Origin of the sequence: Bacillus sp. FH, from assembly GCF_052216825.1 — a bacterium.
Taxonomy (GTDB): Bacteria; Bacillota; Bacilli; order Bacillales; family Bacillaceae_G; genus Bacillus_A; species Bacillus_A paranthracis.
On sequence record NZ_JBQOUU010000001.1, the window covers coordinates 158,136 to 182,592 of the forward strand.

At 33.4% G+C, this 24,457-nt stretch carries 33 protein-coding genes and 2 pseudogenes; 6 read left to right on the forward strand and 29 right to left on the reverse strand.

Annotation, left to right across the window (positions count from 1 at the left end; translation table 11 throughout):
* Positions 1-11 precede the first annotated feature (11 nt).
* The 6 genes from ACTT1L_RS00905 to ACTT1L_RS00930 form a co-directional block, all read right to left on the reverse strand.
* Positions 12-491 carry a CcdC family protein gene (locus ACTT1L_RS00905; protein WP_000502986.1) on the reverse strand — a complete coding sequence of 160 codons (480 nt, stop codon included), beginning with the start codon at positions 489-491 and terminating at the stop codon, positions 12-14.
* A gap of 36 nt (positions 492-527) precedes the next feature.
* Positions 528-1,199 carry a DUF4052 family protein gene (locus tag ACTT1L_RS00910; protein ID WP_000178193.1) on the reverse strand — a complete coding sequence of 224 codons (672 nt, stop codon included), beginning with the start codon at positions 1,197-1,199 and terminating at the stop codon, positions 528-530.
* Entirely contained in the window at positions 1,196-2,068 is an 873-nt protein-coding gene (locus tag ACTT1L_RS00915; protein WP_442821725.1) for an ABC transporter ATP-binding protein, read from the reverse strand. Before ACTT1L_RS00915 ends, ACTT1L_RS00910 begins: the two co-directional genes overlap by 4 nt.
* The gene (locus ACTT1L_RS00920; RefSeq protein ID WP_086708178.1) at positions 2,065-2,445 is read right to left on the reverse strand and encodes a GntR family transcriptional regulator; all 381 of its coding nucleotides are present in this window, start codon (positions 2,443-2,445) and stop codon (positions 2,065-2,067) included. Before ACTT1L_RS00920 ends, ACTT1L_RS00915 begins: the two co-directional genes overlap by 4 nt.
* A gap of 125 nt (positions 2,446-2,570) precedes the next feature.
* Positions 2,571-3,059 (reverse strand): DinB family protein, encoded by a 489-nt coding sequence (locus tag ACTT1L_RS00925; RefSeq protein ID WP_061130994.1) that lies wholly within the window; start codon positions 3,057-3,059, stop codon positions 2,571-2,573.
* Between the two features lie 14 nt (positions 3,060-3,073).
* Positions 3,074-3,667 carry a DUF4825 domain-containing protein gene (locus ACTT1L_RS00930; protein ID WP_000876554.1) on the reverse strand — a complete coding sequence of 198 codons (594 nt, stop codon included), beginning with the start codon at positions 3,665-3,667 and terminating at the stop codon, positions 3,074-3,076.
* Between the two features lie 440 nt (positions 3,668-4,107).
* Here ACTT1L_RS00930 and ACTT1L_RS00935 point away from each other — a divergent pair, with 440 nt between their 5' ends.
* The 5 genes from ACTT1L_RS00935 to ACTT1L_RS00955 are packed head-to-tail and all read left to right on the forward strand — an operon-like array spanning position 4,108 to position 4,923.
* On the forward strand, positions 4,108-4,248 hold the full coding sequence (locus ACTT1L_RS00935) for a YrzI family small protein (protein WP_000156179.1): 141 nt from the start codon (positions 4,108-4,110) through the stop codon (positions 4,246-4,248).
* A 27-nt stretch (positions 4,249-4,275) separates the two neighbouring features.
* A complete protein-coding gene (locus ACTT1L_RS00940) occupies positions 4,276-4,419 on the forward strand; it encodes a YrzI family small protein (protein WP_000142725.1) in 144 nt (47 codons plus the stop codon).
* A 28-nt stretch (positions 4,420-4,447) separates the two neighbouring features.
* On the forward strand, positions 4,448-4,591 hold the full coding sequence (locus ACTT1L_RS00945) for a YrzI family small protein (RefSeq protein ID WP_000668983.1): 144 nt from the start codon (positions 4,448-4,450) through the stop codon (positions 4,589-4,591).
* Between the two features lie 25 nt (positions 4,592-4,616).
* Entirely contained in the window at positions 4,617-4,757 is a 141-nt protein-coding gene (locus tag ACTT1L_RS00950; RefSeq protein ID WP_000669815.1) for a YrzI family small protein, read from the forward strand.
* A gap of 25 nt (positions 4,758-4,782) precedes the next feature.
* A complete protein-coding gene (locus ACTT1L_RS00955) occupies positions 4,783-4,923 on the forward strand; it encodes a YrzI family small protein (RefSeq protein ID WP_000668488.1) in 141 nt (46 codons plus the stop codon).
* Between the two features lie 241 nt (positions 4,924-5,164).
* On the opposite strand, the gene ACTT1L_RS00960 is transcribed toward ACTT1L_RS00955, so the two are convergent.
* Positions 5,165-6,250 (reverse strand): AI-2E family transporter, encoded by a 1,086-nt coding sequence (locus tag ACTT1L_RS00960; RefSeq protein WP_000837888.1) that lies wholly within the window; start codon positions 6,248-6,250, stop codon positions 5,165-5,167.
* Positions 6,251-6,399: 149 nt separating this feature from the next.
* On the opposite strand from ACTT1L_RS00960, the gene ACTT1L_RS00965 reads away from it, so the two are divergent.
* Complete coding sequence (locus ACTT1L_RS00965) at positions 6,400-7,221, forward strand: HNH endonuclease (RefSeq protein ID WP_000189721.1); 822 nt, start codon at positions 6,400-6,402, stop codon at positions 7,219-7,221.
* 228 nt (positions 7,222-7,449) lie between these two features.
* Here the strand turns inward: ACTT1L_RS00965 and ACTT1L_RS00970 are convergent, their stop codons facing one another.
* From ACTT1L_RS00970 to ACTT1L_RS01075, 22 genes and pseudogenes are all read right to left on the reverse strand, one after another.
* On the reverse strand, positions 7,450-7,542 hold the full coding sequence (locus tag ACTT1L_RS00970; protein ID WP_001289320.1) for a putative holin-like toxin: 93 nt from the start codon (positions 7,540-7,542) through the stop codon (positions 7,450-7,452).
* Positions 7,543-7,680: 138 nt separating this feature from the next.
* Entirely contained in the window at positions 7,681-8,793 is a 1,113-nt protein-coding gene (gene ssuD, locus ACTT1L_RS00975; RefSeq protein ID WP_000422273.1) for an FMNH2-dependent alkanesulfonate monooxygenase, read from the reverse strand.
* 76 nt (positions 8,794-8,869) lie between these two features.
* A complete protein-coding gene (locus ACTT1L_RS00980) occupies positions 8,870-9,718 on the reverse strand; it encodes an ABC transporter permease (RefSeq protein ID WP_000432111.1) in 849 nt (282 codons plus the stop codon).
* 16 nt (positions 9,719-9,734) lie between these two features.
* Positions 9,735-10,721, reverse strand: a complete 987-nt coding sequence (locus ACTT1L_RS00985; protein ID WP_442821726.1) for an aliphatic sulfonate ABC transporter substrate-binding protein — start codon at positions 10,719-10,721, stop codon at positions 9,735-9,737.
* Positions 10,722-10,738: 17 nt separating this feature from the next.
* Entirely contained in the window at positions 10,739-11,494 is a 756-nt protein-coding gene (locus tag ACTT1L_RS00990) for an ABC transporter ATP-binding protein (RefSeq protein WP_000218625.1), read from the reverse strand.
* Positions 11,495-11,721: 227 nt separating this feature from the next.
* Positions 11,722-12,450: a hypothetical protein gene (locus tag ACTT1L_RS00995; RefSeq protein WP_086708176.1), complete on the reverse strand. Its 729-nt coding sequence runs from the start codon at positions 12,448-12,450 to the stop codon at positions 11,722-11,724.
* Positions 12,447-13,037 carry a TetR/AcrR family transcriptional regulator gene (locus tag ACTT1L_RS01000; RefSeq protein ID WP_000822635.1) on the reverse strand — a complete coding sequence of 197 codons (591 nt, stop codon included), beginning with the start codon at positions 13,035-13,037 and terminating at the stop codon, positions 12,447-12,449. The genes ACTT1L_RS00995 and ACTT1L_RS01000 overlap by 4 nt, the downstream gene beginning before the upstream one ends.
* A gap of 209 nt (positions 13,038-13,246) precedes the next feature.
* A complete protein-coding gene (locus ACTT1L_RS01005) occupies positions 13,247-13,756 on the reverse strand; it encodes a DUF402 domain-containing protein (protein WP_086708174.1) in 510 nt (169 codons plus the stop codon).
* A gap of 102 nt (positions 13,757-13,858) precedes the next feature.
* Positions 13,859-14,357: pseudogene (locus ACTT1L_RS01010) on the reverse strand (NUDIX hydrolase).
* Entirely contained in the window at positions 14,350-15,399 is a 1,050-nt protein-coding gene (locus tag ACTT1L_RS01015; RefSeq protein ID WP_086708172.1) for a hypothetical protein, read from the reverse strand. The pseudogene ACTT1L_RS01010 and the gene ACTT1L_RS01015 overlap by 8 nt, the downstream one beginning before the upstream one ends.
* A gap of 12 nt (positions 15,400-15,411) precedes the next feature.
* Positions 15,412-15,885: a tetratricopeptide repeat protein gene (locus ACTT1L_RS01020; RefSeq protein ID WP_140394924.1), complete on the reverse strand. Its 474-nt coding sequence runs from the start codon at positions 15,883-15,885 to the stop codon at positions 15,412-15,414.
* A gap of 123 nt (positions 15,886-16,008) precedes the next feature.
* Positions 16,009-16,698, reverse strand: coding sequence for a phosphopantothenoylcysteine decarboxylase domain-containing protein (locus ACTT1L_RS01025; RefSeq protein WP_071741965.1), 690 nt, complete (start codon positions 16,696-16,698; stop codon positions 16,009-16,011).
* 15 nt (positions 16,699-16,713) lie between these two features.
* On the reverse strand, positions 16,714-17,511 hold the full coding sequence (gene aacC, locus ACTT1L_RS01030; protein WP_442821957.1) for a BA2930 family N-acetyltransferase: 798 nt from the start codon (positions 17,509-17,511) through the stop codon (positions 16,714-16,716).
* Positions 17,512-17,687: 176 nt separating this feature from the next.
* The gene (locus tag ACTT1L_RS01035; protein WP_442821727.1) at positions 17,688-18,935 is read right to left on the reverse strand and encodes a glutathionylspermidine synthase family protein; all 1,248 of its coding nucleotides are present in this window, start codon (positions 18,933-18,935) and stop codon (positions 17,688-17,690) included.
* Between the two features lie 20 nt (positions 18,936-18,955).
* Positions 18,956-19,567 carry a hypothetical protein gene (locus tag ACTT1L_RS01040; protein ID WP_001242156.1) on the reverse strand — a complete coding sequence of 204 codons (612 nt, stop codon included), beginning with the start codon at positions 19,565-19,567 and terminating at the stop codon, positions 18,956-18,958.
* A gap of 97 nt (positions 19,568-19,664) precedes the next feature.
* The gene (locus ACTT1L_RS01045) at positions 19,665-20,081 is read right to left on the reverse strand and encodes a GNAT family N-acetyltransferase (protein ID WP_074543310.1); all 417 of its coding nucleotides are present in this window, start codon (positions 20,079-20,081) and stop codon (positions 19,665-19,667) included.
* Positions 20,082-20,137: 56 nt separating this feature from the next.
* Positions 20,138-21,076 (reverse strand): DMT family transporter, encoded by a 939-nt coding sequence (locus ACTT1L_RS01050; RefSeq protein WP_071741963.1) that lies wholly within the window; start codon positions 21,074-21,076, stop codon positions 20,138-20,140.
* Between the two features lie 69 nt (positions 21,077-21,145).
* Positions 21,146-21,819 (reverse strand): annotated as a pseudogene (locus ACTT1L_RS01055) (DinB family protein).
* A gap of 15 nt (positions 21,820-21,834) precedes the next feature.
* Positions 21,835-22,335 carry a GNAT family N-acetyltransferase gene (locus ACTT1L_RS01060; RefSeq protein ID WP_071741962.1) on the reverse strand — a complete coding sequence of 167 codons (501 nt, stop codon included), beginning with the start codon at positions 22,333-22,335 and terminating at the stop codon, positions 21,835-21,837.
* A gap of 34 nt (positions 22,336-22,369) precedes the next feature.
* Positions 22,370-22,915: a GNAT family N-acetyltransferase gene (locus ACTT1L_RS01065; protein WP_076867672.1), complete on the reverse strand. Its 546-nt coding sequence runs from the start codon at positions 22,913-22,915 to the stop codon at positions 22,370-22,372.
* Positions 22,916-22,930: 15 nt separating this feature from the next.
* Positions 22,931-23,632, reverse strand: coding sequence for a nucleotidyltransferase domain-containing protein (locus ACTT1L_RS01070; protein ID WP_000646299.1), 702 nt, complete (start codon positions 23,630-23,632; stop codon positions 22,931-22,933).
* A gap of 16 nt (positions 23,633-23,648) precedes the next feature.
* Positions 23,649-24,332, reverse strand: coding sequence for a DNA alkylation repair protein (locus tag ACTT1L_RS01075; protein ID WP_000923436.1), 684 nt, complete (start codon positions 24,330-24,332; stop codon positions 23,649-23,651).
* Positions 24,333-24,457: the final 125 nt, after the last annotated feature.

The window sequence follows — 24,457 nt, forward strand, 5'->3', positions numbered from 1 at the left end:
ATGAGAAGTTTTCATATAGTATGATTACTATTTTCCCGCCAAACTTTCCTAAACTTTATATAACAAGCAATTCTCCACGGAATGATATACGATACTGCAACTACGTAAAATAATAAACCAACCGTTTGTTGATCTAAATCTACAATAAATTGTCTTGAACCATACCTTAAAACGACAAGTGCAATAAAAGTAATTAAAAAGACAGCACTTTTTTTCGTATAAATATTCCCATCATCTCTTCGTTCATAATTTGTTAATACTATAAGCGGCATAGAGAAAAGTACCCCAATGAATACCGCTATAACTACTTGTAATATAGCTGGATGTACTGGACCAAAAAACCATACAACACCTGGTGTTAAAAATAATAACGGCCATAAAATACGTTTTCCTGATCCCTTTATTGGCTTATGCATGGAGCGATAACGACGCCAGAATATTAATAGTGCAATGCCTAAAAAGACTGTAATGAGTGAAGATGTGTCTCCCATTTGCTATCCTTCTCTCTATAGTAATCTAATAATATTTCAAATCGTTTTTTCGAATGATACTTTACGAATAAATATACTACTAGTTATGATATAAAGGACAGTTAACCCAATTGAAATAACAGTAAAATACGGTATATTTACTAAAGATCCATCACTCGTAAATAATAAATTGGTTACCCCTGCTTCTCCATAAAGTACACTATTTGTTGATAAGAAAAGGGTCCCACCAATCATAAGACCGATCCACTGAAATCGTTGTTTAAAAACTACTACCACTTGAAAGAAACATGCTGTTGTAACATAAAATAAAAATTGCAAAATAAATTGTTGCACCGATTGCTCCCCAAAACTAACATTTACTAAATTATATTTTATATCTTGTAAAAGCATTATTTGAAGAAACGAAAACATTGCGGATTGCAAGATGATATAACAAATTGCTCCGATGAAATATTGAATTCTCGTTACACCAAATGAAACAGCTAAACGAAATAGCTCATCTTGAATGATGAAAACACTCCCTACTATAAACAACATAATTGCTATTGACGGGTTATTTATAATTTCGGGTAAATAACCAATGTTCACTCCATTTAAATGCGCAGCATTTAAAGCCCCTTTTATTAATAAGGCTACAATCCAAAATATTAAAATTGCTTTATAATGAAAATTAATATGTAACTTTAACTGCTTCATTAACATCGTCATTTCACTTCACCACCAGTTATATGAATAAATAATTTTTGCAATATAATTCTATCAATTGCTAAACCTTCTTTTTCAAGAGAGTAATAATCTTCATTAGAAAGTTCTTCCCATATAACAGCAATACCCTTATTTCCATAAACTTCTCGATTTAATACTTTTTTATTGATCAAGAACTCGTTCACTTTATCCTTTTGCCCTGAAATAATCTGAACTTGTTGTAATAAATCTTCTACCAATGATTGAACAACTAATCTTCCTTCTTTTATGATTATCACATCTTCAATCACATGGGTTACTTCTTCTACTAAATGTGTTGATAATATAATTGTTCGTGGATACTCACCGTAATCTTCTAGTAGTAGACTATAAAATAATTCACGGTGTGCTGCGTCTAAACCTGTAGTTGGTTCATCAAAAATAGTAATTGGTGCTCTACTTGCTAACCCTTGAATAATGCCGACGACTGTTTGCATGCCGTGTGATAATTTATGATATTTCACTGTCATATTAAGCTGAAATTTATTAGCGAGTTCTTCAGCATACTTTCCATCCCAGTTTTTATAAAACATGCTGCACATCTTAAAAATTTCTTTTACTTTAAAACTTAACTGAGCTTCTTCTTTTACTCTAACAAAACAAATATTTTGCATCGCTTTACTATTCTCAAAAACATGTTCGCCAAATATTGATACGCTTCCACTACTTGAAGTAATTTGACCTGCAAGTAAATTTAATAGTGTCGTTTTTCCTGCTCCGTTTCTACCGAGCAAACCATATATTTTATGCTCTTCCAATGAAATCGTTACTTCATTTACTGCTACTTTCTTTTTGTATTTTTTCGTTATATCTTTCGTTTCAAGTGCAATCATCCCTCGTTCCCCCTCTTCGTAATTTTTTGAATCATATCCATCAATTCATCTTTGGATATTTCTAATACTTTCGCTTCTTCCCACACTTTAGGTAAATATTCGGTCATAAAAGTATTTTGTCTTTTTTTAAGTACAACTTCTTTCGCTCCCTTTGCAACAAACATCCCGATCCCTCTCTTTTTATATAAAATCCCTTCATCCACTAATACGTTTACCCCTTTAGCTGCAGTAGCTGGATTTATTTGTAACATCTTCGCAAATTGATTTGTTGATGGAACTTGTTCTTCTTCAAGTAATATGTCTTTTAAAATATCAGATTCAATCGTTTCTGCAATTTGCAAGTATATTAATTTATTTTGCTCCAGAGTAGGTTTCATAATTTCACCACCTTAGGTTCATAGGTTCATTACTTATGTAATTAACCATATCACATAAAAATGTATATTTCCATAAATTTCTTTTATAAAAAAAGAGAGTCATTCGTTTAAGAATGACTCTCTTTCTAAAATTTTGAAGTTTCAACTCTAAGTTTTAAATTCTTTTCATTTATACCATTTTGACAAAAATTAAATTGTTGTCCCTTTATAGACTTTGTACGATCTACAACTTGCCCTAAATGATAACTTGTGTGCTCCACTAAATGTAATAAACTATGAAGGTCAATATGTCTTTTTTCTCCACATGCTTGTATATATTCTGTTCCCCATTCATCAAATACTTCTTCAACGTACTGTAGCAAAAGTTCAGTACGTTGTCGCTTTACTGGAAAATACTCCTCAATTCCCTTTTCAAAGACTATATTTGGATTTTTATAACGACTAGTATTTCTCTGTATATGTTCACAAATATGTAGTACGATTCCACCAATTGAATTCACAGAATCCCCTTGTTTCCATAAATCTTCTTCACTAACGAAGCTAATTGCCTGTATTAACTTAGGTAAATAATGATCTTGCATTCGATGATAAGTAATTTTATATACTAACTCCACCTATTTTCCTCCCATCATTTCAACTGCTGTACTGGATACTTTACAAATAAAGCATTCCTAAACTCTTTATCATTCATAAGCATTGTAATTTCTTCGTTATTTTCGTTAAGAAACTTTACTACTTTCTTTTTATCCCATATATCATTTTCTTTTGGGAAATTATCAAACTTTTCATACAGGATTGATAGTATTTCTTCTCTTTTTATCGTGAAATTTTTATTTTCTACTTGCAACTCGTAACCTTTTGCATTTGGTACTAAAATCGCTAAATAAATAACGTTAAAGAGAAAATTCTTCTCCATCGTATCCTTACCATCAAACCAATACGTCTCAACCATGTCTTCTGTCAAAGTTCCATTTCCTTTTGTACCATAGTTCACCTTTATACTTTCATTCTCTAAACTTACACTTTGAAATGTTTCACCACCGGGTAAACGATTAACAATTGCAACCACATCTGAGTTATTCCCAACATATGTCCCAGCATATTGCTTAAAGTCACCAGGTTCAACATCAGATATTTCTTTTATTCTTTCTCCTCTAGAACAAGCAGTAATACATAAAAAAATTGTTAGCATAACAACTACATTACGATGCATATATTTCATTTAGCATCCCCCATTTTTATCGATATTTCGTTAATTACAATACACCTTCTCAAAACCCTTTAAAATATACGCATTTTAATCAAAATTAAAAAATTTCGCTTTTTATGTTTACAATTATCCATTAATTGTATATACTTACTAACGTAAGAAAAATATTCTAAAAGGAGGTCGAAGGAAATGATGAAATTACAATTACATGCTTTAACTTTAGCGTTAACTGCACCTGTGTTTTCTGGACAATTAAATATGAATTCGACCACCCTAATGGAGAATTGAAAATCGTACATTATTTCGATTAATTCATAAATTCGCCACAGGAGGTCGTATGCTTTCCTGTGGCTTTTTCACGCCCTGCCATAGGAGAACTATATCTTCCTGTGGCTTTTTTGTGCGATTTTTTAGTCTCTTACATTATTTTTTAAAGAAAGGAGCAACATTCGATGACTATTAGCGTATTGTTTTTAAGTATTACGATTCAAAGAAATAAAATTTCTAAAGATGAAATGTTTCATAATGAGCAAATTGAAAAAGCTATGAATGATGTTAAGGAGCGCCAAGCACTTTATTGTGATCACATGTAATTCCTTTTCGAAAGGAGGAATTCATTTATGACTTTTCATATTTTCTTTTTTACGACTGTACTTCAGAAAAATACTTTATCTGAAGGTGAAATCATTCGTAAACAACAAATAAAACAACTGACTGATAAAATGACTGACATTAAAAGTTCATATTATACGCATATGTATTAAAAATATATTTTAAAGGAGCAATACCTTCATGAAATTTAAAGCATTCTTTTTAACTATCACCATTCAAAAACGTAAGCTTTCTCAAAGTGAGATTTTACGTGAGCAACACATTCAAACTATTATGGACGAAGTAAAAGAGCGTCAAGCTTCTTATTACAGCCGTCTTTTCTAAATCAATTATAAAGGGGTTTTATCTAATGAAATTTAAAGTATTCTTTTTAACGATTACCATTCAAAAAACTAAGTTCTCGGACAGTGAGGTATTGCATGACCATCAAATTAATAAAGCTATGGAAGATGTAAAAGAACGTCAAAGTCACTACTGTAGCCATCTATAATTCCTTTCGAAAGGAGGAATGTATCATGAAGTTTCATCTTTTCTTCTTAACAATTACAATCCAGAAAGAAATCTTTTCTGAAGATGAATTAAAACAAGAGCAACAATACAAAAAGATTATGGACGAAATTCGAGATCGTAGAAGCAAATACTACACTCACCTATAATCCTTTAAAAATATAAAACTTGAAAGGAGTCGATTATGATGTTGATAGCACGTTGTAAGGAAATGATTTGGATAGTTCAGAGGGATTCCACATAGTTTATTGGGGGCTATATCATACAACTTTACCGTTTTATTTGATATGTAATAAATATATAATAAAATTGCATTCGTACACTTTTTAACATTGATTAATAAACAAAAGATACACCACTTAAAAAGTGGTGTATCTTTCTCAACATATACTATTTTCGATTACTTCGTTTCGTCTTAAACAGTCTCACTAAGTTCGATACAACTGTTTTCGTTACTGCGTACACTGGCACCGCCAAGATCATTCCAATAATTCCCGCAAAGTTACCTACCCCTAAAATTAAAATAATAATTGTTAACGGATGGATATTTAATTTTGAACTCATAATACGCGGTGAAATGATGTTACTTTCAAACTGTTGTACAATTGTTACGATAATAATTACGTACAACGCTTGCATCGGAGATACGAACAAACCTACAATAACAGCTGGTGCTGCACCGATAAATGGGCCTAAGTTAGGAATTATATTTGTAAATGCAGCTATAATTCCTAAAACAAAAGCGTACGGTAAATCGATAATTAAATAACCGATAAAAGTAAAAGCACCTACAAATATACAAACGAGCGCTTGCCCTTGAATATATGCAGATAATGTTTCGTTCGTTTCCTTAATGATACGAAGCCCTTCTTCACGGTATGACTCTGGTAATAAGCTTACTGCTTTTCCTGGAAACGCATGTCCATCTTTAAACATATAAAATAAAATGAACGGTACTGTAAAAATAACTAATGCGACGTTCGTTATGATACCAAATAAAGCCGTTGCACTCGACGTAATTGTGTTTGGTATATCCTTTAAGTATTCAATTGCATTTTTTTCAATTGTTTCAATGGAAACATAATTTTGTGTAGATAACCATTCAAACAATCTATGATGGGATAAATCTTGTATGTATAGTTTTCCCTCTTTTATATAGCCTGGCATATTTTTCACTAAATCCATTAGCTGTTGTGAGATCGTTGGAACAACTACCCCAACGCCAACCGCAGTTAATGTTATGATAAAAAGATATAACAGTAAAATCGCTAAATTTCTAGGTACTTTTTTCTCCTCTAAAAAGACTAACACCGGATTAAATATGAAGTATAAAAATAACGCGATTAAGATTGGGAAAAACAGCGTTGATATGAAGATACCAATCGGTTGAAATAGAAACGATATTTTTGTGCAAATAAATATGATCGCTACAACCATTAGCACTTCTAATGTCCAAAAGTGCACTTTCGATTTCAAAAAAACGTCCTCCTTTAAACTAGCACTTTTCTTCATTGTACCAAAATAAGTAACAATTTCACATAATATTTTCCTTTACAATATTCCAAAATACCAATAAATACACTACAATGAGATTACATACAAATTTGCAGGTAAAGGTGATAAAAATGACACAATGCATCATTTGCAGAAAAGATACGAAAGAACTTAGTGAACAATATGTCATCCCAGAAATATTATGTGGATATTATTTCACAAACTCAATTTGTGATACTTGTTATGAACAAATGACAACAAATATTGATCGCCCCTTAATTCGGCATAAATTAAGTCAGTTTAAGATTGAACATATGAAAAAACAGATTGACTCCCCGCTCTATACGAATGAGCATGGTGAGGAACTTGCGGCCGCTGAGACAGATGTTGTTGAAGTAAGTGACGAAATACTTTATTCCAATGCATTAATTATGAAACTATGTAAAAAGCACGATATTTCACTACATAACGAAATCTGGAAAGAAGAACGTGTAACGAAAGTAGCTAGCTCTATTCAACGGGAATTACTTTTAGATAACCGTAAGTATAAAATGAGTGTATTAAAAATGGCTTATACTTTCGCTGTACAAGCAGTCGATGGCTATTTTGAAGATCCAGATGCGATTGATATTTCTAGCATCCTATCGAATGCCGACTTCATGGAATTAAAAGAAAAGAGCATTGTTCGTGATTTAAGCAAAAGTTCTTTATGGAATACATTAAATACAAATAGTGAAAACCATTACTTTATTTTATTAAGTGATAAAGATGGCCTGTTCTGTTTCATTCGTCTATTTGATATTTTTGATGTTGTCGTTCATTTATCAGAAAAGAGATATGAACTTCCATCACCAATTGTCGGCGTAAATGATGTAAATAAGCAAAAATTTTACGTTCAAACTTTAAAACAGTATATGGACGGGCTCTTTAAAGAAAAGTCACCTTCTATTTAATTAGAAACAGAACATACGGTCTCCTTTCTTGATGAAAAGACACTGTGTTATAATAAGTATGAAAAGAACAATACAATCACATAAACCAATTATAAATTGTATATAAATAAAAAAGACTAGTGTGCGGCTACACACTAGTCCACGTAACTTAGCAGATTGGATTGTTCATTTATCCTATTTGTTTCTTACAAACAAAACAACCCACATTCTATTGGCATAGGTGGGTTGTTATTTTTTGAGCTTGTCTATTAAAACGACGACGAATGTTAACAGTGCAACGAGAAACAGTCCACCTTGCAGTAACAACGCTATTTCACTCACTTATTATCACCCCCCTCCTACTTGGAGAAGTGATAATTGAACAACCAACCGTACCTTAAGTTACTATTTAATTTTACCATATTTTCTGATAGTTTACGATGAAAACCCGCAAGTGATTTACTTGCGGGTTTTTTCTCACTATTTTTTTAATGCATATGCATCAGCTATCATTTCACCAACAATTTTATTTTCTTGTTTCTTATCTTCTTTCAATAAAGGAAATAACAGTTCTGCCACTTCATATGCCTCTTCTAAATGAGGATATCCCGATAATACAAACGTATCAATTCCTAACGCTTCATATTCTTTTATTCTATCTGCTACTGTATGCGGATCTCCAACAAGCGCAGTACCTGCACCACCTCTTACAAGCCCGATGCCAGCCCATAAATTAGGACTTATCTCTAACGACTCCCGTGTACCTTTATTTAAATGGGTCATTCGCTTTTGACCAACTGAATCATATCTTGCAAATGTCTTTTGAGCAAGTTCAATTGTCTCATTATCTACATATTGAATTAAACGTTCTGCCTCTTCCCACGCTTCTTCTTCTGTTTCTCTTACAATTACGTGTAACCTGATGCCAAATCGCACTGAACGTCCCTTCTCTTCTGCCAGTTTTCTTACTTCCTCTATTTTCTCCCTCACTTGCTCTGGTGGCTCGCCCCACGTTAAATATACATCACTATGTTCTGCTGCAACTTCCTTTCCAGCAGCGGATGATCCTCCAAAATATATAGGAGGGTATGGCGTTTGCACTGGCGGGAACACAACTTTACTTTCCGTAACTTTAATATGTTTTCCTTCTAAAGAAAATGTTTCACCTTGCAATGTCGATTTCCAAACTTTTAAAAACTCATCAGCTGCTTCATATCTTTCATCATGCTCAAGATACAATCCATCTCCTTGTAATTCAACTGGATCTCCTCCAGCGACTACATTAATAAGTAACCTCCCGTCTGAAATTCTATCAAATGTAGATGCCATCCTTGCTGCAACTGTCGGTGACATTAGTCCCGGTCTAACTGCTACTAAAAATTTTAGCTTTTCTGTCTCAGCTGCAAGTGCCGATGCTAATACCCATGGATCTTCACAACCTTGGCCAGTTGGAAGTAACACACCTGTATATCCTAAATAATCAGCTGCCTGTGCAACTTGTTTATAATAACCATACTCAGCTGCTCTTCCTCGTTTTGTCGTTCCTAAATATCGTCCATCTCCATACGCCGGAATAAACCATAATAATTCCATACCTTTACACACCCCTTATTTATTTTGAAACGTACACTAAACTACTCTATATAAATTACCCCTAATAATTTATATGTTAATTTCCTATCTCGCCTTTAAAATTATCTCGCCATCTTAAAAACTTCACTTCTAGTAAACGTACGAGTGAATCCGAAAACTTCCCAACGAATGCAAAGATAATAATACCGACAAATACAATATCTGTATTTGAAAATTGCCTTGCATCCATAATCATATAGCCAATGCCTTCTGTAGATCCCATAAGTTCTGCTACTACTAAACTCACCCATGCTACTCCTAATGATAATCTTGCCCCAAGTAATAGGTTCGGCAATGCTGCCGGTAAAATTAGTTTTGTAATTAATTTTCTTTTACTAAACTCTAACACTCTCGCAACATCAAATAACTTTGAATCTACACCTCGTATTCCTAGAAACGCGTTTACGTATAAAGGAAAAAATGCACCATCTGCAATTAATAACACTTTTGATGTTTCCCCAAAACCGAACCATAATACGAAAAGCGGTGCAACAGCTAAGTGAGGCACAGTTCTTAACATTTGTACTGACGGATCTAAATATTGCTCACTTCTCGTTGAAAATCCAACAATTGTTCCTAAAATAATTCCTAAACTCCCGCCAATAAAGAAACCAGCCGCAGCCCTGAATACACTAATACTTAAATGACCGAATAACTCTCCTGTTTTTATAAGTTCTTGAAAAGCTAAAAATATATCTAGCGGCGTTGGTAAAACTGTTTTAGAAACTAGACCGAATACGCCGGCCAATTGCCAAATTATTAATATAATAATCGGTATAGTAATTGCCCTTATCAAAAATTTGATATTCGTCTTCTGTACTTTCTTTACATTGTTTTTCTCAATCGTTATACTCGCCCTTTTAATAACCGCTTTCGTATTCTCCAATTTATACAACCTCTTTTCACTTCGCCTTTAACGCTTTTTCTACGAAAGAATTATCTACAACTTTATCTGTCTTAACTTCTTTCTTTATAGAACCAAGCTTATATTGAAAATCTGCTGTCTGTTGCTGTTCTGCAACTATTTCTTTCGTTACCGGAACTAAGATGGGTTTGTCGTGATTAAACACTTCTTTTACAATATCTGCATCTATTTTCTTTGCAGAAGTGTATATTTTTATTGCTTCATCCAAGTTTTCATCTTGCCATACACGTGCTTTTTCATATACTTTAAGGAATTTCTCCACTAATTCTGGATGCTCTTTCGCAAATTTTGTTCTCGCAATTAAAAACTCTGGAGAAGATACATTTAATTGTTCACCATCTGTAATCACCTTCGCTCCTTTATTTACCGTATGTAACGATATGAAAGGATCCCAAATTGCCCATGCATCTACTGATCCTGATTCAAATGCTGGCTGCGCTTCATCTGGTTGCAGTTGAATAACATTTACATCTTTCGCATTGATACCTTCTTTATCAAGCGCTCGATACAATAAATTAAATGCGCTACTTCCTTTTGCTACTGCGATTTTTTTACCTTTTAAATCTTTTACACTCGTAATCTTGCTATCTTTTTGTACAAGAATCCCTGTTCCTTTTCTCGCATAACTTGTATTAGCAATTTCAGTAAATTCAATACCTGCTGCTTGCGCGGAAATAACTGGAGAATTGCCAACTTCACCAAAGTCTAATCGATTTGATGCGATTGCCTCAAAATAAGGAGGTCCGCTTTGGAACTCTGTCCATTTCACCTTAACTCCTTCTTTTTTAAACTCCTCTTCAAACCATCCCTTTTTCTGCGCGAGTAATAGTGGACTTAATCCTTGCTGAATACCAATTTGTACTGTTACATCTTCCTTCTTACTACTTGCTGTACTTTTCTCACATCCGAATAAAAATAAAGAAATAGCTAATGCAAAAGAAAGAACTTTAAATTTTTTATACATAAATATTCACCCTCTCCCTATAAACTTGTTTGAATCAATCCTCCATACTCAAACTGCTGTAATACTTTCTTTCGAATTTCTTGGAATGACTCCGAAGTTTTACTACGCGGATAAGGTAAATTATTTTCAATTACTTTATGTATTTTTCCAGGCTTTGCACTCATGATGACAATTCTGTTTGAAAGATATATTGCTTCGTCTATATCATGTGTAACGAATATCATTGTCGTCTTTTTTTGTTCCCAAATGTTGAGCAGTACTTCTTGCAAATGACTTCGGGTAAATGCATCCAATGCTCCAAATGGTTCATCAAGTAATAATACATTAGGATCTCTTAGCAACGCTCTTGCAATCGCAACACGTTGTGACATCCCGCCTGATATTTCTTTCGGATATGATTTTTCAAAACCGTCTAACCGAACAATTTTAACCCATTCCTTTACCTTATCCTTCACATACTTATCTTTTAATGACAAATCAGCTGCAATGTTTTCTTCAACTGTTAACCACGGAAACAGACGATGCTCTTGAAATATAAATCCTTGCTTCTTACTCGGTTTTGTTATACGCTCCCCATCAATAATGATTTCACCTTCAAAATCGTTGTCTAAACCTGCAATAATTTTTAATAATGTACTTTTTCCACAACCACTCGGACCAATTACTGTAACAAAATCCCCTTTTTCTAATTGAAAATTAATATTCTCTAATACTTGAACAGTACCAGTTTGCTTAGAAAAATATTTTGATACCTCATTAATTGAAACAGTCACTTCTTCCCCTCCTTGAAATGATTCATCTAAATGAATAGATTCAGTATTTATGTAATAAAAAAACCAAAGGCATTTTATCAATAGATAAAATGCCTTTGGCTTCTCCAATCAGCAATACGTAATAGAATTAAGTACATATTATACAAATATTTCCGATAAGTCAACTAGGTTTTATTAAAAAATACATATGATTCGTTTAAATACCCTTATTGTTATTTATATAAAAATTATTTTTTATGTTCCTTAATCCACTGTAGCCAATAAGAAAACTCACATGCCAAATGCATTTGATGCGATTCAATAAGACTATTAGGACAAAGTGCCGGAAACTCTACAACTAAACTTACTTCTATACCAGTATCTGTATCTTTGAATTGATGTCGAACTCCACCAATAGTAGTACCGTCTTTCATACGTGCAACACCTGTTGATTGGTATTGATAAGACTTATCTCTAGGTGTCTTTAATCCTGTTTCGTCACCAAAAACAATAAAAAATTGAACTGGAAATGGAGAATTACCAGTAGTTTCGATAACCTCCAATTCATTTTCCCCAAAGGATCTTAGTACGTAGTGATCTGGACAGGCTGATAAATTCACTTGATTATTTTCATCTGATTGTTCAAGCATAAAACTATCAATTCCATTTATCGCCTCTTCTGCTGTAATCCCATCTAAATAAATATTTGTTTTTGAAAATTTTCGTCTATCACCAGATAAAGCAGTACAAATACGCATACCCATTTCACTTAATTTAAGTTTAGATTTTAACTTATCATACATTTCATTGTATGAATAATTTAATTTTAGTTCTGTTAGTTTTTTTATCATAACGTCTGTATCATTTAATTCTGGCTCTTTATGTCCTAATGTATTGAAAACTTTTTTCATACGTTCTTTTTTCCACTTTGTAAGTTGTTCATTCGAAATATTGTTTCCATCAATCATGATCTTCATATACATTCTCCTTCTCTTTGATCATATCGTAGTGTATTTAATACTAAATTAACCATTTCTCGCTTCATGTCTAGATTCAAATTCACCTCTGAATGAGCAATACTGCTAAGACCGTATAAAATAAATCCTGATGCTAATAATGAGTTATCAATATTAAAAATCCCAGTTTTCACCCCTTCTTCGATTACTTGTCGAATTAATGGCTGCATTCGCGTAAATAATTTCTGTTCCAGTTGAAAATGTTGTTCCGTCTGAAACGAACTCACATTTTTATAAGGCGCTAATTTTTCGATAAATGTCCAAAATATATTTAGAGAATCTTTCAGCTTTTGCATGACAGACCGTTCATTAGAAACAAGTATTTCTTCAATTAACTCCATATTTTTCACAATAAAATCATTTAATACTTCATCAACAAAATTCTCTTTAGACTTGAAGTAATAATAAAATAAGCCCGTTGCTACACCAGCATGATTCACAACATCTTTTATGCCAAATCCTTTCATACCATTTTTCATATATAGTTCAAAACCAATATCCATCAACTCTTGCCTTCTAACATCTGGTTCTTTCGATATTCTTTTCATATGTTATCTCCTATTATGTTTTTTCTGCGACTGAATATGATTCAATCATAAACGACTGAACTGCATTCAGTCAATATTAATTTCCACAAAAAAAGAGTAATCCCAAGAAATATACATCTAACCTTAGACTTATCAAAAAAGTTAGATTATATAACTTGAGACTACTCAATTTCATTAAACACGTATTCTATTTTCAAATCGATTACAATTTAGTTTAACCTCACTCTTTCTGTCTCTACAATCATTTGAGGAAGCGTCTTTTGAATTATTTCCTCTAATACATTAAGAGCTTCATTCACATAACCATCCTCAAACTCCTCTAAAGACTCAGGCAACTCATCCTCATCTAAAATAAAATATTCTCCACTTGGAAGTACCAAAATATCAATAATTAAGTCTTCAAATGACACTAGTTCATCTGTTATTTGCGTATTTTTTACAACATTAAAATAAGAGCCTAAATACGTTCCATTCTTATCTCTCCATATGTATAAATTGTACGGACGATCTTCCCAATAGTATGCAATGGTGTAACTTCCTTTTGGGATTGTTAAACTCGCACGATGTGCAGTCATTGTAAATGAATACTGAACCTCATGAAATAGCACGATACTTTGCAACTGCTTTTCAAGTAATAAACAAGTGTGTTCTACTGTTATCGAGTCATATCTTATTTTTCTTTCTATAATTTCACTTTTTGGTGTTAGTAATTTATTCATTCTTTGTTTCCCCTTATGCTATTTCTAGCTTTATTATATCCATTTATATAGTGATAAAGAAGTGTTTGGTCTCCAAATACACAATAAAAACTCCCTCTTATTTTAGAAGGAGTTTTTCACTGTCCATGTTTCATATTTTTTTACTTCTAATGGAAGCTCATTTGTTTTCAGCCACTCTACTGCACTACATACAAGCGGAGATGAATTGTCTTCTGTAATGCTTTCTATAGAAACCCATCTCGCTCCTAAAGAATCTTGACCTTCAAATTGTTTTGGTACTATGATTTTCCCTGCACTCTTTTCAACTTCATACAAAACTGCAATATGGTGTACATGTGTATAATCTTTAAACTTTGAAGGGTATTGAAAATCAACCGTTCCTACTTGCTTTATAACCTTTACTTCTAATCCAGTTTCTTCTTTACATTCCCTATGGAGTGCCGCTAACAGCGATTCCTCTTCATATAAGCTCCCACCAACCAGGTAGATCATATCTATTCTTATATGGACCTTTTGATTTATCGATTACTAATATATTATTATTTTCGATACAAATACCGTACACACCAAACGCACGATGAAAATTAATAGCATTACCCATGTTTTAATTTCTCGGTAACTGCATCATAAAATTTCCGTTCCTCATCAACATTTAAGTGAACACGACTTACTGTTTTAGAAAATCCATATAACAATTGTGCTTTTATTGGCTCTTTAAGTATTATTTCAAATGTTGGAGGTTCCTTTATAAATTCCATCACCGTTGCGTCAAGAAGCTCTTTCTCTTTTTTTAAAAGTTCTCCTTTATAAAACGTAATCTTATCAATTTGTGTAAACGGTATAATGATTTTCTTCCCTAATCCAATTTGAATAATTACCTGTTCTTCCGTAACAATAATTGGATTTTTACGCATTGCTTGTATTTCAGCTAAAAAATAAAACATTGCATATACGTTTAAAATAAGTAACACCCATGCTACAACTGGATTCCATTGATGAAACAAATAATGAAAACCGATACTTTCTATTAAAGTCGCATGGATGATCATAATATATACACCTATTGCACCAGTCTTTTTGTGATATGAGTATACGCATTCACCTTCTGGCACTTTTTCATGCCACGATAAAAATGCATAATAGATTAACTTACACTCTGTTACAATGATATCTACTAATTTATTTCTTTTCATAGTGGTGTCAAACGCTGCATCAATTGCATAAGAAAATGAAGAATACTCACTTTTATATTCTTTATATTTTTTTCTTATTGTAGGAAGCATTCTAACAATTTTATATAGAAGGAATAACTCAAAACATACAAAAGCAATTTCCCCTGCAACTATAATATAAGAAACGTATGAAAAAGCTTGTAAATAGTCGCTTGGAATAATAAATCTTGCAAATATATAACCAGCTATTACAACAGGAAATATATACGTTAACGAGTACCTTTTTCGAATAATAAAGAAATACGTAATGATTGGAATTACAAACATACAATCTAATATTGATCCAAGGACAACTTCTTTCGGAGCAGCTGGTACAATCGGAAGAACATATAATAAATAGTTTGATAACAAGATTAAAGATACGAGTCCAATCCATATACCTTTTCGCCTTCGCGAAAGTGTGACACTCATATGTTCACTCCTCTATTTAAAAACCTCATTTAAATGATCTTTATAAAATGAAATAGCACGTTCAAATTCTTTCACTTCTTCTAGTTTTACGACTGTTTCAAGTAATAATTTCATCGCGGATTCATGATCGTTTACGTTATATTTCGCTAATGACAAAAATACTTTCATCACATCATTATCTGGAAACTGCTGTAATCCTGTTTCTAAAACAGTAATTGCTTTGTCATACTCACCTATACAACGATATGTACTACCAAGGCCGATATAAGCTCCGCAAAGTGACTCACCTTCAAGACCGTTTGCAATTGCCTGTTCATAATACGGCATAGCTTCTGTTTCCAGCCCCATTACATCATGTATCCAAGCACATTGATAAAGTACTTCTGCATCCCTCGTAAAATTCGTTAATCCAATGAGTATCTCTTTAGACTGCGCATATTTCTTTTCTTTCCGGAGTTTAATAGCTTGCTTTAATAAATGTTCCATAGAATTCACTCCTCACCAATTATTCTATGTATCCATATTGAATGGTTAACGTTTGTATCAAAGCAAAAAGTTTCGCTTACCAATATATACTATGCGGATTCACTCTTATCCAAATACTTGAAATTATGAAGCAGTAACGCGATTACATAGTACCTCTAACCTTTTGACAATTTCTTTCGCTGTTTCATCTTTTCCATTACATAACTGCCCTTTACCGTCTTGTCCAATTACGTAGTGCATTGCTCCGCGCGAATATAAAGAATGTGGTGAATTTGCAATCATTACACTCGCCTTCGCTTCTTCCATTCTATTTTTCGCTCTTTCAAACAATTCTTCTTTATTTACGTCACTTTCAAGTTTAAAGCCAACGAGTACAGTTTCTGGATCCCACTCTTTTATTTGTTTTAATACTTTCGGTGCCTTTTGAAAATGTATAATTGGTGCTATATCACTTGAGATTTTTCCATTCATATCAAGAACATTACCCTCTTGATCACAAATCTTGTCCACAATCCAATCAGATCCAGCCGCTGCCATAATAACCGCATCGACTTTTTCATGCGTAATGATACTTTTCATTTTATCTTGTAAATCAACAATTCCTTCAAATGGATGTAATTCTAATTGATTGTTTATATCATTCGGTTTCTCCGCAAAATAACCATGTAAATATATAACATGGACCCCTTTACTTATAAGCTCTTCGGCGATTATTCTTCCAATTGTTCCTTTTGCCATATTTGTATGGCCGCGTACTTGATCCCATTTTTCTAAACAACCACCGCTTGTAATTAATACCTTTTTCCCCTTCATCGTAACCATCCCTTACTAATTTTTCTTACGAAACCATTCTGTTCCAAAGTCAACTATATCACGTTGTTTCATAAGACGGCACTTTGCGTTTCCTATTTTCCCCATTGTTACGGTTCCTTTTTGCTCAAACTCTACACCAATTTCTACAAATTTGTCAGAATCGTAATCCATATCAACAAATTCTTTCCATACTCTTTCACCATTTTCTATAATAGGTGCCCCTACTTTTATTAACTCACATGCACCAGAACGTACTTCTGATAAATGTACAGAAGTATTCGAATCATATCCAACACCAATTAATAATATGTATCCGTCTAGATCGTATATTTTTCTTAATGGAGATTCTTCTCCTAAACTCATCGATAGTGACTGATTTACTGTTATTTCTTCTGCATGTCTTCCCCATGCAGCAAAGCTTCCTAATGGATGGTTACTACGTACTACATTCGGATATGTACGAAAACATTCAACTACTTTTCCCATTGCCCTTGTTGGTGTTATATGTGGCTCAAATGCTGGAACGTTATCCCGAATAATTTGCCACCATTCTTCAGGTACAGGTGGTCTTGACCAATGTTTCGGATCAGATAAATCCGAAGACTGAGTTGGCATAATAATCGTTCCCTCTTCTGTAATAACCTCCAGTAACGCCTCTACTACTGCAACTGCTCCGCCTGATACCCAGCCAATGGAACTTAACGAAGAATGTACAATAACTGTCATTCCTTTTTCTAATCCTAATTTTCTTAAATCATTTGTAATTGTTTTGATTGTATTTGGCAATTGCGTACTTGCCACTATGTCATTCATTTTCACGATTGTTCCCCCATTTGTTTTAAACTACTACATACATATATTATCATATTTTTCTTAATTTTTAACTTAATCATTTTATCTATGCAAAAAATGAAGGCGTTACATCAAAAACATAAAAACACTATATACAAACAAAGAGCTCACCAAAAATGATAAGCTCTTTGTTTCATTTATCCTTCAATTGTAACTCCAGTAAACATCGATAAATTTCCTGTTATTTTCTCACCTACACGTAAAAATAAACCAGCAGCTCTCCCGCTAATACAGTGTGAACCAATTAATAGTTTACCAGTATACGGACCGTCCCACGTGTCAATTGTATAGTCTAGCATTTCTATGTATTGCTGATATATTTTCCGCTGTTCAAAGTAATACTCTGTTTTATCTTCAGCTAATAGTTCATTATTTTCGTATATAGATACTCCTCCGCCTTCACGGCCGTATAAAGGTTTAGAAACATAGGATTCATTTCTTTCTATAAACGGTTTATTTGTAAAATATGTTGGTAGGAAGTATTTCTGAATGATTCCTCGCTCCTCTTCCTTAAAGAAAACTTCTTCTTCGTAAAGTTGCCAAATTAATGCGAGTACACTTTTATTTTGCATAAGAAAAGCAGCTGGTGGATTAATGATTTTCACTCTGCCTTGCGCTATATGATCTAAAAACTGGAGTCCAATTCTTTTCCCGCTTTTATCAGCATCTGAAACTAAATATTCAATTGGATATAGTCTATATAAATAATGAATTCTCTCACCATTTTGCGTATATATACCATCATCTGCAACGACGATATCTTGAATACCTATATAATCCGTTGACTGATCTAAACAATAGCTTCTTAAAAATTGAACTGTTTGATGGTCTTCATCATGCCAATCATAACTCGTAAAATAAATCGTTTCTCTAGGATCTATACTATAGTCATGTTTAATTTGTTCCCACGCCTGCACAATATGCTCTTCTATATGATTTGGATGATTTACATCGTGATAACGGCATAATACTTCATTTGCGACAGATGGCTCTAAATAACCTGTTGGTGTATCACAATTTACTTCTATTAACTTTATATCTTCACCATTTACGATAAAGTCAAACCTTGTAAAATATGAAAACAAACCAGTATGTTTCATTCTCGCAATTTCCCACGTTTCGGCTGGTAATCCTAGTGTTTGAAAATATCCTGTTGTATTTACAATATATTGATATGTTCTATATAATACGTACATAATTTCTTCTGTCGCTTTTGAAATAGCAGTATAAGTTTTTACTGGCATACGATACATACCTGTTGCCATATATTGATTCCATTCATCATTCTCTAATAGGCTCGGCCATGTAAAACCATTCCGACCAGCCTCTTCTGCAAGTGAAAACCATACTTTCATATACTCTTTCTGTTCTTGTTCTGTATACATTACTCCATTATCCTTTCGTGTTATGATCCGGCTGGCGCTTTTGCGTTCCCAATTCCACTAGAACCAGAATTCACTTTCGGCGTTTGTGTCGTAGATGATTTCGGCGTATTTGTATCTGGTGTTACTTTATTTGATGGATTTGGCTGTTGTTTATTTAAATCCACTTTATTGGAAGATTTATTATTGTTACTGTTAGTTCCGCCGTAATACCCTCCACCACCGCTGCCTCCAGTTCTACTTTGGTCTTTTTCACGATATGGAATAATGTTATTTGCATACGGTTTCTTCATTATATTCGGTTTTACTGTATAATTCATATTTGAAGTTCTGCTTGCTAATAAATATCCTGCAACGAACGGCAGTATCGGTAAATGTGAATTTTCATGATAAGAAGAAAATGACGGATTATTTTCCTTACATAACTCATCTTTTTCTACATTTTCATTAGTTGGAGCTTTATCATCACAATTTAATCTTTCTTGTTCATTTCCTTGTTTTGCACCATCTGTTTTAACAGCAGTACTTTCTTGCTGGGCAGTATCTTCTTCATAATCGCCACAGCCCGTTAATAAAAAAGATGACACTCCTATTGAAGTAGCAATTTTTATAAATTTACTTTTATCCATTCTCATGTGTTATACACCTAATTTCTATTATCTATATTTTTCCAGATACCTTTATTATATAATGTAAATATCACTTTTTTCAAACTAAACATAAGATGTATATTTATATATTTTTATACTGCATTTCCAAATAACAACAAAACCTTTCAACCCCCGGATATTTTTCTCCTAAACTTTTAACCTGAAAACCAATTTTTTTATAAAATTCTACCGCTTCATCGTCTGTCTCTGCCTCTAGATACATCAATTGATGCATTCTTAATACTTCCTTTATCATTTGCCACGCAATTCCATTATGACGATATTGTGGAACGACTGCTATATGACAAATTCTCGCTTTCTTTGCTCCAATTATTTCAATACCTATGCAAGCCTTTTCTTCATATCTATGCAAAGTCGCTTTATTCCTTTCATAAAATAAAACTGCTTTCTTTAAGCTAGTTTCACTTGGTCCGACTGCATACTGTAGTACATTTAAAATGGGATCTTTCTCAATTTGTTCAACGCGTTGCAAATTCATATCATCATTCCTTTCTATGAAAAAAGATTAGCTCTTTATATAAAGAGCTAATCTCATTACGCCGTTATTTTTTCTTCTTTCTTCACAACGACCGCTACATAACTATGTAGTATCATTCCAATAATAACGAGACTCATACCAATCCAAGATAAAGATGACGGAATTGGTGCAGATAACAAGATAAGTTCTCCTACTAGCGCAAATAAAACCTCACCGGACTGAGTTGCTTCCACTGTTGCTAGTTTTTGCGGATCATCTTTTACAAGATCTGTCGCAAAGAAGAATAATACCGTTGCGATTAAGCCAGAACTAACTGCTACAATAAAACATTGGAAAACTTGGCTACTTGACGGTAGACCACTTGTTGATACTTCATAACCAGATAGTAAAAACCAAAATGGTAAGCTTGCTAATGTCATACCGAGAACTCGCTGAAATACATCTAATTCCCCTTTACAAACTTGCATCATTTTTCGATTTCCAAGAGGGTACGCAAACGCTGCAATAAGTACAGGAACGACACATAAAACAGTTTCACGAATTCCTAATGAAGAAGCATGTTCTACTTGCATAAGTACAACACCGCATAAAATAATACCCGACATAACTAACTCCTTCATTGGGAGTTTTTTATGTAACGGATCTACCGCAAAAAATGGTGTTAATAAAATCCCTGCGACGATTGTAATTTGCCATGTTGATGCAACGAGCCAACCAGGTCCAAAAGCTCCAGCAAAACTAAGTGGTGCATAGAAGAGACCAAATCCAACGATACTCCAAACTAACCATTCTTTCGGATTGTTTTTCATATATTGAAAGAGTTGCTTTAAATTCCCTCTATACATGACAATAAGTAAAAGCATTGGAACCATAAAGTAGTACCGTAATGATGCACTCCAAATCCAGCTTCCACCTTCTAGGTCCATTGCCCGATTTAAAACGAAGGTAAAGGCAAAGAAAAATGATGCCAATATCCCTACTGCAATAGCTTTCATTATAAAACCCCTTGTTTAGTTTCTTCTTATACTATACAACAAATTAAATATAATTAAAATTCGAAATCTTTATCTCGTATGCATTCTAGCTCTATATAGTTTTCTTAACTGACTAATATGAGCTTGATGGTACCGATTATGATCAGCTATATGCCATATTCCCCACCTTATAGTCACATTTTCTCCCTTTTCATAAAGTGAAACTTTAATCAGTGGGGGTTTTGTTCATCCCCCACTGATTATTAGTTGAACCAATCGGACTTTTATGGGCAGTTGATCCCCCACCTAACTTCTTTGCTTTCGCTGCATTTTGAGGTGGGGGTCTTACTGCCCATTAAAGTCGGATAAAAAACCTCTCGTGTTAAATCATTTTCTGTTAGTTTCAAACATTCCTCATAAAACATATGTTGCACTGCTTCATAATCTTGCATTAATTGTTGCAATGTATGTTTTCTTAAACTGGGCAGCTCTCCTGCTTCATTTAACATAGGTCCATATATATTATCAAGTGCCAGTGGAACGGGTTCTCCTTTTAAGCGGTATACCCAATGCAAATCGACAACTGCTAAATGTTGAAGTAGTTGTCCAATACTATTTTCATTATTTTTTAACCCTTTAAAAGACAGTTCTTTCTCATCGGTACCCTCTACTAACTTTTGCAACCGTTTAAATGTATCGGCAACTGTCGCATATAGAATTGCTACTTGCGGGTTCATATTTTTTTCTAAATAGAGATCTTTCATAGTAAACTCCCTCTTTTAAAGGAACAAAACCATATGTTCATCATCACTATACACACCATTCATCTTTATAGCTCTCTTTTCAATCCCATACGTTTTAAAGCCTATTGATTCATACAACCTTTTTGCTGGCACGTTTGTGGATACAACACCTAATGTCAATTGTTCCAAGTTCATTTCTCTTGCTTTTTCGATTGCTTTACGTATTAACTCACGTGCAAGGCCACTTCTTCGATTGCTTGCATCTACATACATCGCAACGATATGGCCTTTATGTTTATACGCCTCTTTCTCTTCTGTTAGTAAAGTAACAACTCCAACTAATTGATGATCTTCATTAAAAGCACCAAATGTACAACTAGTAGCAGCTGTTAAATTACTTTCCACTCGCTTAATCGGATTTTCTTGGTGAATCGCCTCTTCATAAGTTGTTACAAATGCCTCTGGATTTACTTGTAATGCTTGTAAACGTAAGTCCCAATATTTTTTTGCATCTTCTTTCGTAAGTAATCGAATCATATTTCTCTATCCCCTTTTAGTTAACATAACATTTTTATAAACTACTAATTAAAGATTGATATTCTTCTCTTAACATACTATAACGATAGCGATGAATGAACTGACCTCTACGTAATCGATCATTTCTCATTAACCCTTCGCATACAAAACCAGCCTTTTCATAGCTCTTTCTAGCTTGAAAATTATCTTCATCTACACGTAGCCATACTTTTTCTAATTCAAATTCAAAGAATGCTACATGTAACATACTATATAGGGCAGCTATTCCATACCCTTTACCCCAGTATTCTTTATTACCAATCGCGATTCCCAATTCTGCATTTTTATTTGTTTTATCAAAGTTTTTAAGATCTACCCATCCAATATGTAGGCCGTTCTCTGCCGTGATAGCTCTTTGTTCGTAACCATTTTTTCGATTTATACATGCTTCAATCCATTTTTTCGTATCTTCACGAGTGAACGGTGGATATTGATCTGGTACAACTAAATGTTTTGTTACTTTTGTATCTAATGACCATTGATATCGGTCTTCTACATCATCTAGTGTCAGTTCTCTTAATTGAACGAATGGTATATTCATTGTATTATCCCCTTTTTACTTTCCTATACAAAACCCTTCGAACATTCTTCCTCCATACTGTTCTAGCGTTTTTTCTACAAAAGTAATTAATTTTATTTTCTCTCCCGTTGTATAAAAATGATCGAACGCCACTACAAATTGATCTGCGTATTGTTCATCATATTTTCTAAGTACCCTTATAAACCATTTTGAACTTCCAAGCCATTTCCCATTTACTCTTAATACATATTCATGTAATAAATCAGCTAATAAATTCGCGATAAACAACTCTTCTTCTCTTTTTGATGCACCAATAAAATCATCCAAAGTATCTGTAATAAAATAACGCTTCTGCTTCATCATTTCTTCAGTCCATTTAGCTGGTCCTTTATTTAGTAACTCATTCGCTTCGCTTTTTAATTTCTCAACAATTTCATCTTCCCCTTTTAATACAACACCTTCTGCAACTAACTGTGGTAACGAAGGTCTTCCGCGATCACAATCCATTTTAAAAAAGGTTTTTAACGTTTCAAAATTATGTACAAATACCTCAACTGGCCATCCATTACTATAGAAAGATTCTCTATAACAAGATGACAAACTAGGATCTATTATTACAATGTCCAGATCAGATGTTTTTGTCGCTTCCCCTCTTGCAACGCTTCCTCCAAGTAAGGCTACATCACAATCCGGAAAGTGTGATGTAATGATGCTTTTTGCCGCTTCCATTGCTTTCATAACCGTTCCCCTTTTCTTATTTCACTTTCTTTTTTGCAGCTCTTTCTCTCGCTTTTTTTATATACGACTCTGCGTCTGGTGTTTTGCATGACGTTGCTCCGTGATCAACGTGTACTTTTCCAATTTCACGTGCAATTTCAATCGCTTTTCGCTCTAAGTCTTCATTACGAATTCCTATCGCAATTAAAGCACTATTCATTGCTTCTTTTTTTCTATTTTTTTCATTATGTATATTTACTTTAATTTCTTCTAGATAAGGAGAGAAGAAATCATCTTGTAACGTTTTATTTTTAATCGCTATATTTGCTAATAAAGACCAGCCTGCTCTTCCAATCCATTCATCATCAGACTTTGTCCAGTCTTCCATTCTTTCTATCGCGATTGGCGACGTACAAATAGCCGTCATTAAAACGTCCATTAAACAATAATAATCAACTTCCTGTACCCATTTATTTAGTAGTTCTGTCGTAACTTTTTTTGGATCTAATATCATTGTTGCTAATGTCATTGCATCCATATTTTTTGTTTCCCATAATGAAATTGCTAAATCATGATCTTTTTTTATCTTCTTTTTTAACAATTTTAAATTAGCAAAACTAACTCCGAATAGTGGCTCTTTCGCTCCGTGGTTTTTATACGTTTTACGATTTTGTTCTGTTCCATATTCCTCTAGTTGCTGCATTACTTCTTCAAGTAACATATGCCCACCTCTTTATCTTTTCTATTGACTTCATATATGTATGTACGATATATTCTACATTACTTTTTGGTTTTCCTATATTTATTTTTTAAATACGGTATGTGAAATTTTTTAGTTGCTACAAA